Source organism: Clostridium sp. (assembly GCF_034179595.1).
GTDB lineage: Bacteria > Bacillota > Clostridia > Clostridiales > Clostridiaceae > Clostridium.
In genome coordinates this window covers 25,039-35,823 of the sequence record NZ_JAXFPT010000031.1, presented here as the reverse complement: position 1 = coordinate 35,823, position 10,785 = coordinate 25,039, and the positions used below count along the sequence as shown (strand labels likewise).

At 27.9% G+C, this 10,785-nt stretch carries 10 protein-coding genes; 3 read left to right on the top strand and 7 right to left on the bottom strand.

Annotated features, from left to right (window positions below):
- Window positions 1-575: 575 nt before the first annotated feature.
- The 7 genes from gyrA to dnaA all read right to left on the bottom strand — a co-directional run bounded on the left by gyrA (window position 576) and on the right by dnaA (window position 9,478).
- Window positions 576-3,029 (bottom strand): DNA gyrase subunit A, encoded by a 2,454-nt coding sequence (gene gyrA / locus SPJ33_RS03765; RefSeq protein WP_321116639.1) that lies wholly within the window; start codon window positions 3,027-3,029, stop codon window positions 576-578.
- A gap of 22 nt (window positions 3,030-3,051) precedes the next feature.
- Window positions 3,052-4,962, bottom strand: coding sequence for a DNA topoisomerase (ATP-hydrolyzing) subunit B (gyrB, locus tag SPJ33_RS03760; RefSeq protein ID WP_321116638.1), 1,911 nt, complete (start codon window positions 4,960-4,962; stop codon window positions 3,052-3,054).
- A 52-nt stretch (window positions 4,963-5,014) separates the two neighbouring features.
- Entirely contained in the window at window positions 5,015-5,275 is a 261-nt protein-coding gene (remB, locus tag SPJ33_RS03755; RefSeq protein ID WP_321116637.1) for an extracellular matrix regulator RemB, read from the bottom strand.
- Between the two features lie 15 nt (window positions 5,276-5,290).
- Window positions 5,291-6,376 (bottom strand): DNA replication/repair protein RecF, encoded by a 1,086-nt coding sequence (gene recF, locus SPJ33_RS03750; protein ID WP_321116636.1) that lies wholly within the window; start codon window positions 6,374-6,376, stop codon window positions 5,291-5,293.
- 88 nt (window positions 6,377-6,464) lie between these two features.
- Window positions 6,465-6,671: a S4 domain-containing protein YaaA gene (yaaA, locus tag SPJ33_RS03745; RefSeq protein ID WP_321116641.1), complete on the bottom strand. Its 207-nt coding sequence runs from the start codon at window positions 6,669-6,671 to the stop codon at window positions 6,465-6,467.
- A 62-nt stretch (window positions 6,672-6,733) separates the two neighbouring features.
- Entirely contained in the window at window positions 6,734-7,834 is a 1,101-nt protein-coding gene (dnaN, locus tag SPJ33_RS03740) for a DNA polymerase III subunit beta (RefSeq protein ID WP_321116635.1), read from the bottom strand.
- A gap of 282 nt (window positions 7,835-8,116) precedes the next feature.
- Complete coding sequence (gene dnaA, locus SPJ33_RS03735; protein ID WP_321116634.1) at window positions 8,117-9,478, bottom strand: chromosomal replication initiator protein DnaA; 1,362 nt, start codon at window positions 9,476-9,478, stop codon at window positions 8,117-8,119.
- Between the two features lie 543 nt (window positions 9,479-10,021).
- Here dnaA and rpmH point away from each other — a divergent pair.
- From rpmH to yidD, 3 genes are read left to right on the top strand one after another with little or no spacing between them, the layout of a single operon-like run.
- The gene (rpmH, locus tag SPJ33_RS03730) at window positions 10,022-10,156 is read left to right on the top strand and encodes a 50S ribosomal protein L34 (protein WP_204596477.1); all 135 of its coding nucleotides are present in this window, start codon (window positions 10,022-10,024) and stop codon (window positions 10,154-10,156) included.
- Window positions 10,157-10,215: 59 nt separating this feature from the next.
- Complete coding sequence (rnpA, locus tag SPJ33_RS03725) at window positions 10,216-10,590, top strand: ribonuclease P protein component (RefSeq protein ID WP_321116633.1); 375 nt, start codon at window positions 10,216-10,218, stop codon at window positions 10,588-10,590.
- On the top strand, window positions 10,562-10,771 hold the full coding sequence (gene yidD / locus SPJ33_RS03720; RefSeq protein ID WP_321116632.1) for a membrane protein insertion efficiency factor YidD: 210 nt from the start codon (window positions 10,562-10,564) through the stop codon (window positions 10,769-10,771). Before rnpA ends, yidD begins: the two co-directional genes overlap by 29 nt.
- Window positions 10,772-10,785: the final 14 nt, after the last annotated feature.

Sequence of the window (10,785 nt, the reverse complement as noted above, 5' to 3'; positions counted from 1 at the left end):
CGCCGCCAGCGTTCGTCCTGAGCCAGGATCAAACTCTCAATAAAAAGTTTAATCATTTAACTCATAAAACTTACTTGTAAAAAGAATTGCTGGTTGTTTAAATGTATTCTATATTCTGTTCAATTTTCAAAGACCATTTTTATCTCGTCGCCTTCAAGCGACTATTAAATCTTATCACTGTTTTAAAACTTTGTCAACAACTTTTTTAAAAACTTTTTTCAAGTTTTCTGAGTTGTTTTTGTTTCGTCATCAGCGACGAGATTTATAATAACATATAAATTATTATATCTATATTTAAAGGTTTCTATTTTTAAAGTATTATATGTATTTTTCTTATTTTTTCTTTTATTTTCTATATTTTTCATATATAGATACGCGTGGATAAGATTACGGTTAATATCTATATATATTTTGTATTTTTCTATATAAATTTAAAATAATTTATTGGTTTTTCTTTTAAAATTTTATATTTTATTATTAAAATATCCAAATATAAAAAACCTTAGAGATTTAATTTCTCTAAGGTTTTTAATAAATTTTATTATATTTTTATGATTAATTTTTAAAGCCCACAATTATTCTTGTGCTTCATCACTTTCTTCATCTTGATAATCATTACTAATTTTAGTTATAACTACAACTTGTTCTTCCTCTAAAGTTCTCATTAACTTAACTCCCATTGTAGCTCTACCACTTACTGATACATCATCAACATTTATTCTTATAGCAATTCCACTAGTATTTATCATCATTAACTCATCTTCAGCTTTACACATAGTAGCACCTATTAACTTACCTGTCTTATCATTTATCTTGTAAGTTAATAATCCCTTACCACCTCTATTTTGAATCTTATATTCACTTATAGGTGTTCTCTTACCAAATCCATTTTCACTAACTACTAATAAATCTTCTTCATCAACAGCTATATCCATGCATACAGCCATATCATCATCAGATAGGCTTATAGCCTTAACTCCTGATGCAGTTCTACCCATAGGTCTAACATCTGATTCATTAAACTTAATTGCTAAACCATTTTGTGTAACCATTATGATATTAGCATCTCCTTTTGTCATCTTAACTTTAAGAAGCTCATCACCATCTCTTAAGTTAATCGCAATAAGACCATTCTTTCTTAAGTTTTTGAATTCTTCAAGACTTGTTTTCTTAACTATACCGTTCTTTGTTCCCATAAATAAATAACCATTTTCATATACATCATTTACAGTAAGTACAGTTTCTATTCTTTCATCTTGTTCTATAGATATAAGATTTATTATATTAGTTCCTTTAGCAGTTCTTCCTGCTTCAGGTATTTGATATCCTCTTAATTTATATACTCTACCTCTGTTTGTAAAGAATAATACATCTGAGTGAGTTGAAGTTACCATAACATGTTCTACAAAATCATCTTCTTTAGTAGACATTGCTTGGATTCCTTTACCCCCTCTTTTTTGAGCTGAGTATACATCTGATGAAATTCTCTTAATATATCCTGTGTGAGTTAATGTTATTACTATCTCTTGTTCTTGAATTAGGTCTTCTACATCGATCTCATTTACATTATTCTCGATCTTTGTTCTTCTTTCATCACTATATCTAGTTTTAATATCTATTAGCTCTTCTTTAATTACTGAAAGAAGCTTCTCTTCACTTGCAAGAATTGATTTTAGATATTCAATTTCTTTCATAAGTTCAGCGTATTCTTCTTCAATTTTATCTCTTTCAAGACCAGTAAGTCTTCTAAGTCTCATTTCTAATATAGCTTGACATTGCTTATCTGAAAGTTTAAATCTTTCTATAAGTGTATTTTTAGCTATTTCACTTGTTTTTGAATTTCTTATTATGCTTATAACTTCGTCAATATTATCTAAAGCTATTCTTAATCCTTCTAGTATATGAGCTCTTGCTTCTGCTTTATCTAACTCAAATTTAGTTCTTCTTGTTATAACATCTTTTTGGAAATCTATATAATTTGATAATACTTCTTTTAAATTTAATATTTTAGGTTCATTATCAACTAAAGCAAGCATTGTTACACCAAAAGTATCTTGCATCTTTGTATGTTTATATAATAGATTTAATACTACACTTGGATTAGCATCTCTCTTAAGTTCTATTACAATTCTCATACCTTCTCTATCTGATTCATCTCTTAAATCAGATATTCCGTTTATTCTTTTATCTTTTACTAAATCAGCAATGCTCTCTATAAGCTTCGCCTTATTTACTTGATAAGGAAGTTCTGTAACTATTATTCTATGTCTATTATTTTCCTCTTCTATTTCAGCTTGTGCTCTAACTATAATTTTTCCTTTACCAGTTTCATAAGCTGATCTTATACCAGACTTACCCATGATTGTTGCCGCAGTTGGAAAATCTGGTCCTTTTATAGCTGACATTAAATCAATAACTTCAGCTTCTGGATTATCTATAAGCATTATTGTTCCATCTATAACTTCCCCTAAATTATGAGGTGGTATATTAGTTGCCATACCAACTGCTATACCTGATGAACCATTAACTAATAAGTTTGGAAATCTTGATGGTAATACTGCTGGTTCTTTTTCTTCACCATCAAAGTTTGGAATAAAGTCTACAGTATTCTTGCTTATATCTCTTAGCATTTGACTTGCTATTTTATTCATTTTTGCTTCTGTATATCTCATAGCAGCTGCACTATCACCATCTACAGATCCAAAGTTACCATGACCATCCACAAGCATATATCTCATTGAAAAATCTTGAGCCATTCTAACCAAAGCATCATACACTGAAGTATCTCCATGTGGATGGTATTTACCTAATACTTCACCGACGATTCTTGCACATTTTCTATATCCTTTTTCTGGAGCTAAACCTAATTCATGCATTGAGAATAGTATTCTTCTATGAACAGGTTTTAATCCATCTCTAACATCTGGAAGTGCACGACCAACAATAACACTCATTGCATAATCTATATAACACTTCTTCATTTCGTTATTTATATCTACGGGTATTACTCTTCCCTCATTAAAACTCATGTACTTCACCTCGTATTTAGTACTAAATGTCTAAATTACTTACTTTCTTAGCATTTTCTTGAATGAATTCTCTTCTTGGTTCAACCTTTTCACCCATAAGTATAGTAAATATTTCATCTGCAGCCATAGCATCCTCTACAGTTGCTTTTAATAATATTCTTTGTTCTGGGTCCATTGTTGTATCCCATAATTGAGATGCATTCATTTCACCAAGACCTTTATATCTTTGAATATTTGTTGAATTATCTTTTCCACCAATTTCTTCTAAGATATTATCAAGTTCTGCATCTGAATAAGCATAATACTCTTTCTTAGATTTTGTAACTTTATATAGTGGTGGTTGTGCTATATAAACATGACCTCCATCTATTAACTCTCTCATATATCTATAGAAGAATGTTAATAATAATGTTCTTATATGTGCTCCATCTACATCAGCATCTGTCATTATTATTATTCTATTATATCTTATCTTTGATATATCAAAATCTTTTCCAATCCCTGCTCCAAATGCAGTTACCATTGATCTTATTGTATCTGAATTTAATATCTTATCTAGTCTTTGTTTTTCAACATTCATTATTTTACCTCTAAGAGGTAAGATTGCTTGGAATTTTCTATCTCTACCTTGTTTTGCGGAACCTCCTGCTGAATCTCCTTCGACTATATATATTTCGCATTCCATTGGGTCTTTTGAAGAACAATCTGCAAGTTTGCCTGGAAGAGCTGATCTTTCAAGAACAGTTTTTCTTGTAAGTTCTCTAGCCTTTCTAGCAGCTTCTCTTGCTCTTGCAGCCATTAAAGCTTTATCAATTATTGTTTTTGATATAGCTGGATTTTCTTCTAGGAATATCCCAACTCCTTCACCAACAATTGAATCAACTATTCCTCTAACTTCACTATTTCCAAGTTTTGTTTTTGTTTGTCCTTCAAATTGTGGTTCACTTATTTTAACTGATATAACAGCTGTTAATCCTTCTCTTATATCATCACCAGAAAGATTTTTATCGCTTTCTTTTAAGTGACCAAATCTCTTTGCATAATCATTAAACACTCTAGTTAATGCTGTCTTAAAACCAACTAAGTGAGTTCCACCTTCAATAGTGTCTATATTATTTGCAAACGTAAATATATTTTCGTTGTATCCATCATTATATTGAAGAGCTACTTCAACCATTATGTCGTCCTTTGTTCCTTCAACATATATTGGTTGCTCATGAAGTGCTTGCTTATTTCTATTTAAATATTCTACGAATGATTTAATACCACCTTCATAATGATAATTTTGTTCTTTATCATATCTCTTATCTTTTAGTACTATATTTATTCCTTTATTTAAAAAAGCAAGTTCTCTTAATCTTTGTGAAAGTACTTCAAAATCATATACAGTTTCATCAAATATTTCAGCATCAGGTTTGAAATATACTATAGTACCAGTTGATTCACTTGTACCAATTACCTCTAAATCACTAGTAACTGCTCCTCTTTCATAAGTTTGTCTCCAAAGCTTACCTTCTCTCATTACAGTTACTGAGCATTTTTCTGAAAGTGCATTAACTACTGATGCACCAACTCCATGAAGACCACCAGATACTTTATATCCGCCTCCACCAAATTTACCACCAGCATGAAGCACTGTCATTATAACTTCAACAGTTGGCTTTCCCATTTTAGGATGTATCCCAACTGGCATACCTCTTCCATCATCTTTTACTGTTATGGAGTTATCTTCATTTATTGTAACTTCAATATTTTTACAATATCCTGCTAATGCTTCATCTATACTATTATCAACTATTTCGTAAACTAAGTGATGCAAACCTCTTGAACTAGTACTACCTATGTACATACCAGGTCTTTTTCTTACAGCTTCTAAGCCTTCAAGAACTTGTATCTGACTTTCATCATAACTTTGCTTATTTTGTTCCAACATAGATTCCTCCTAAAAATTTATTTTGAATTGTCTTAATGAAGGTATATTGGACTTACGGATTATATTCAAAATCTGTCCTTTTAGTTAATGTTGATGAAGAAATTGGTGATAAATATATCTTACTTTTCTTATCAACTTCTGCTATAACAAATGATTTTGGTTTATCATTTGTTATTCTTTCCACAAATCCATCTTCTTCTGCCATTCTTAAAAATTGAATTGTATCAGAACTATACATTGTTGTTTGTAAATCAAAAATTCCAATAACATCTTTTATAGGAACTACAACATTCTCTCCTAAGTGCAAAAACATTTAGAATTCCTCCTTTTACTTTGAGACTATTCCCTCTTTAACTTTAAATAACTTTGAATCTTTATTTAAATAATCACCTAAATCTTCAATGCCAGTACAAGTTATTATTGTTTGTATATCATTAATAGACTTTAATATATATCTTTTTCTATTAAAGTCTAACTCAGATAATACATCATCTAATAATAATACTGGATATTCTCCCGTTATTTCTTTTATAATCCTCAAGGATGCAAACTTCATTGTAAGTACTGCCGTTCTCTGTTGACCTTGTGATCCAAAGCTTTTTGTATCAACATTGTTTATATATACAGAGAAATCATCTCTATGAGGTCCATGACTAGTAATTCCTTTATCTACGTCACGTTTTCTGTTTTTTATTAATGTTTCATAGAACTCATCTTGGATATTATTAAGATTTTTTATAGTAGAATTGTATTTAAACTCTATAATCTCTTTTCCTGAAGTAATATCTTTATGTATATCTTCAGAGTATTTATTCAAAGACTCTAAATATGATAATCTTTTTTCTATTATATATGATCCAAATTTAGCCAGCTGTAAATCATATATATCTAACATATCCAAATCAAGATTTTTATTCTTTAGAACAATATTTCTCTCATTCATAACTTTATTATACTGCACTAAATTATAATAATATTTAGAATCCAATTGACATAATTCCATATCTATAAATTTTCTTCTAACACCTGGAGAATCTTTAATTATCTTTAAATCTTCTGGTGAAAACATTACAACATTAAATGTTCCAAACAATTCTCCAATCTTATTTATTTTTATAGAATTAACTCTAATAACTTTTTTTCCATCCTTTAGAATATTAATATCAATCTTTTTATCTAATCTATCCTTTGCAACACTTACGCTTATAAATGATATATCTCCATTCCAATTAATAAGTTCTTTATCTTTTGAAGTTCTATGAGATTTAGCAAATCCACAATAATAAATGGCTTCTAAGATATTAGTCTTCCCTTGTGCATTATCTCCCATAAACACATTTACATGCTTCCCTAAATCTATTTCTAAATTTTCGTAATTTCTATAATTTATCAATTTAAGCTTTTTTACATACATTTATAAACACCCATTTAATTATATCATATTAAAAGAATAAAAGCTTATTTTTGTAGTTTATGACTAATCATGACAAGTTAACTTAAGATTATACTATTTTATAGTCTTCTCCATCAAAATTAACTATATCACCAATTCTTAATTTCTTTCCTCTTTGAGTACAAACTTCTCCGTTTACTTTTACCATTTCATCAATTATATATATTTTTGCTTCTGATCCTAATGAAGCAATACCTGCCCATTTAAGGAATGCATCTAGTTTTATAAATTCTGTATTAATCTTAATTTCTTGCATATTCTTATAGTTTAATAAAATGCATAAAATTAACATATTTATGCATCTTATTTCCTCCTTTTCTATCTTATTAATCTAACTGGTAATACTAAGTATTTATAATTATCAGCTTCTTTTGCTTTAATTATACAAGGACTCACACTTGAAGTCATTTCCATAACAACTTCATCTTCTTCAAAATTCTTTAAAACATCAATTAGATATCTTGAATTAAATGCAATTTGTATTTTTTCTCCTTGCAGATTTATACCAACTTCTTCTCTAACTTTTCCTAATTGAGAATTAGAAGTTATAATTAAAGCTTCATCTTGAACTTCTAATTTAACTAAATTATTATTTCCGTCCTTAGCCATTAAAGATGCTCTTTCGATACCATTTTGAAGATTTTGTTTATTAACAGTAACTGATAATTTGTGTTCTTCAGGTAATAGAGATTTATAATTAACAAATTTACCTTCTAATAATCTAGAAATTATTCTTGTTTTATTTAAATTAAATAAAATATGGTTATTAGTAAATGTTATTTCAACTAATTCATTAACATCTTCTAATATTTTTGATACTTCATTTAGAGTTTTACCCGGAATTACAATTTCTATATCAAAATCACTATCTAAATATTCACTCTTAATAGCTAATCTATATCCATCTAAAGCTACTAAATTTAGGCTTCTATTTTTAACTTCAAACAAGATACCTTGAAGTATAGGTCTTGTTTCATCCTGAGCTGTGGCAAAAGAAGTGCATTTTATCATATTTTTTAATATATTTTGAGGCACCTCTATTTTTTTATTTTCATTTAAACTTGGAAGTTCTGGAAATTCATCAGATTTCATATAAACAACATTAAACACTGATTTTTCACATGTTATTTGCACAGTATCATTATCCATAGTTTCAATCTTTATATCTGAATTAGGTAATTTACGTATTATTTCTCCAAATATTTTAGCATCTATAACTATGCTTCCTTCTTCTAATACATCAGCATCTACTTTAGTTTCTATACTTACATCTATATCAGATCCAATTAAGGTTAATCCGTTTTCATTTGCATTTATATAAATGCCTTCTAAAATAGACATAGTTGATTTACCAGTAATAGCTTTTTGTACTATTGATATACCTTCTTGTAATTTTTGTTTTTCACATATAAATATCATTTAATATCCTCCTTATTTATCCACAGATGAAATTCTTAGATTTAATTAGATAAATATAAATTTATAGTAATAGTAGTAGTAGGGACTGTGGATATGTTGATAACTATTTGTAAGCTAGTAAAATCAACGATACTTTATTCAAAAATATTGTGGATAAGTTGAGTAAAAAAGTATTAGTTATTCACAGTTATCCACAAGCAAAAAATTATATATAGTTATCCACAGGTTATTCTATAGTTATTATCAACAGTTGTTGATAATTATATAATAAGATAAAAAACTTTACTCTTGTGTCAATTTTTTTGTTAAATCATCAATTGTGTGTTGTAAACTTTCATCTCTATTTAAGTTATCAGAAATTTTTTCGTAAGCATGTATTACCGTTGTATGATCTCTTCCACCAAATTCTTCTCCTATCTTTGGAAGAGACATATCAGTTAATTTTCTACTTAGATACATAGCAATTTGCCTTGGATAAGATACGTTACGAGTTCTTCTTTGAGATTTTAAATCTTCAACTCTTAAATTAAAATAGCTTGCTACAATATCTTGTATAATTTCTATTGTTATGTGTTTACCTTGTTTTTTAGATATTATATCTTTTAAAGCTTCTGATGCTAAATCTACAGTTATTTCTCTATTTGTTAAAGATGAATAAGCAACTATTCTTATTAATGCGCCTTCAAGTTCTCTTATATTTGATTTTATTTTTGTTGCTATATACACCATAACTTCATTAGCAACATTTAAATTTTCTACATCTGCTTTTTTCTTTAATATAGCCATTCTAGTTTCGAAATCTGGAACTTGAATATCGGCAATTAATCCCCATTCGAATCTAGAACGTAATCTATCTTCTAATGTAGGGATTTCTTTTGGTGGTCTATCAGATGATAGAATTATTTGTTTATTTGCATCATGTAGAGCGTTAAATGTATGAAAGAATTCTTCTTGTGTTCTTTCCTTTCCAGCTATAAATTGAATATCATCTATTAAAAGAATATCTACATTTCTATATTTATTTCTAAATTCTTCATTTTTATCATCTTTTATAGCGTTTATAAGTTCATTTGTAAATTTTTCAGATGATACGTATACAACCTTTGCATTTGGATTATTTTTTAAAACATAATGACCAATAGCATGCATTAAGTGTGTTTTGCCAAGTCCCACACCTCCATATATAAATAGAGGATTGTATGCTTTAGCAGGAGATTCAGCAACAGCTAAAGATGCTGCATGAGCAAATCTATTACTATTACCTATTACGAAAGAATCAAAAGTATATTTAGGATTAAGATTATTAGTCATCTCATCATTAACTATAACTTTTTTATTACTTTTTAGATTGTTATGTTTTTTTTCAGATTCATCTTCCTCACTATTTTGAATTTCAGAAGCTATTAAAAATTCAATGTTATAAAGTTTAGAACAAATAGCTTTTATAGAATTTGCAACTAAATCTTTATATCTTTTTTCAAGTATTTCTTGAGTGAAGGCATTAGGAACACTGATTTTTATAATATTTGAAGACATAGAGATAGGTTCACAACTTTTAATCCATGTATTAAAACTAACTTCGCTTAATTCTCCTTTAATAATATCTAGTGTTTTTTCCCACAATTCTTTCAGCTCTTCATCCATTTTTAATCCTCCAGTCAAAAATTTTTTGATAAAAAATTATGTTAATAACATTATACTAACAATATATCAACATGTTATTAACATAAATAATATTTTTCTTAATATATGTATATAAAGTTATCCACATGTTGATAAATCTGTGGATTTTAAATTTAAAATAAATTTGTATTTGTGATTAAAGTGATAATTTTTTGATTTATTATATATCAGTAATAATGCCTATTTTAACAAAAAAAATATACAGAATTTAGGATATTAAGTAAAAAAGAACAAGTTATCAACAGATATATTCACAGTTGTGGATAAGTTATATTTTATCAACAATTTATTCACAATACTTGTTTATGATACCATAAGTAAATAGGGGGATTCAATAAGTTATCCACAATTTTTGATATATACTTAATATAATTATCAACAGAAAGCTATATTCTTGACATAATAAGGGGATATATATATAATGATAAGGTAAATCTAAAATATAAAGAGAAGTATAGTTATTTCGCTATATAAATTTTAAAAATTAAAGGGGGTGTAGTGTAAATGTTCATGACATACCAACCTAAAAAAAGACAAAGAAAAAAAGAGCATGGCTTCAGAAAGAGAATGAAAACTTCATCAGGAAGAAACATTCTTAGAAAAAGAAGACAAAAAGGTAGAAAAAAATTAACAGCATAAGGGCCGCATTTTAGTGGCCTTTTTTCTACAATGTAGGAAAAAAGGAGTATTAAATACCTATGATATACAGATTGAAAAAGAACAATGAGTTTAGAATGGTATATAGAAGAGGAAAGTCTTTAGCTAATAATCTTTTGGTATTATATACTTATAATAATAGAAATAATAAGAATTCAGATGATAAAATTTATAATAAAATAGGTGTTTCTGTTAGTAAGAAAGTCGGAAATAGTGTAGTTAGAAGTAGAACTAAGAGATTAGTAATGGAAAGTTATAGGTTAAATGAGTCTTCTATTAAAAGAGGATTCGATTTTGTATTTATTGTTAGAAATAATATGAAGGATAAAAGTTTCCATGAAGTTGAAAAAGCTATGCTGAATTTATTTAAGAAAGCAGGCCTATATAATGAGGAATATATTAATAAATATAATTAGATTTTATAGGAAAAATATATCACCCTTAAAGAATCCTTGCTGTAGGTATGTTCCAACTTGCTCACAATATGCAATAGAAGCAGTTGAAAAATATGGCGCTTTTAAAGGAGGACTTATGGCGGCTTGGCGAATTTTAAGGTGTAATCCTTTAAGTAAAGGTGGGTATGATCCTGTTAAATAGAATATGGGAGGGTA

What these genes read in the sequence shown, in the direction of transcription:
- gyrA (WP_321116639.1), bottom strand. Translation starts at nt 3,029, where the DNA reads ATGAGTTTTAATGAGGGAAGAGTAATACCCGTAGATATAAATAACGAA.
- gyrB (WP_321116638.1), bottom strand. Translation starts at nt 4,962, where the DNA reads ATGTTGGAACAAAATAAGCAAAGTTATGATGAAAGTCAGATACAAGTT.
- remB (WP_321116637.1), bottom strand. Translation starts at nt 5,275, where the DNA reads ATGTTTTTGCACTTAGGAGAGAATGTTGTAGTTCCTATAAAAGATGTT.
- recF (WP_321116636.1), bottom strand. Translation starts at nt 6,376, where the DNA reads ATGTATGTAAAAAAGCTTAAATTGATAAATTATAGAAATTACGAAAAT.
- yaaA (WP_321116641.1), bottom strand. Translation starts at nt 6,671, where the DNA reads ATGCAAGAAATTAAGATTAATACAGAATTTATAAAACTAGATGCATTC.
- dnaN (WP_321116635.1), bottom strand. Translation starts at nt 7,834, where the DNA reads ATGATATTTATATGTGAAAAACAAAAATTACAAGAAGGTATATCAATA.
- dnaA (WP_321116634.1), bottom strand. Translation starts at nt 9,478, where the DNA reads ATGGATGAAGAGCTGAAAGAATTGTGGGAAAAAACACTAGATATTATT.
- rpmH (WP_204596477.1), top strand. Translation starts at nt 10,022, where the DNA reads ATGTTCATGACATACCAACCTAAAAAAAGACAAAGAAAAAAAGAGCAT.
- rnpA (WP_321116633.1), top strand. Translation starts at nt 10,216, where the DNA reads ATGATATACAGATTGAAAAAGAACAATGAGTTTAGAATGGTATATAGA.
- yidD (WP_321116632.1), top strand. Translation starts at nt 10,562, where the DNA reads ATGAGGAATATATTAATAAATATAATTAGATTTTATAGGAAAAATATA.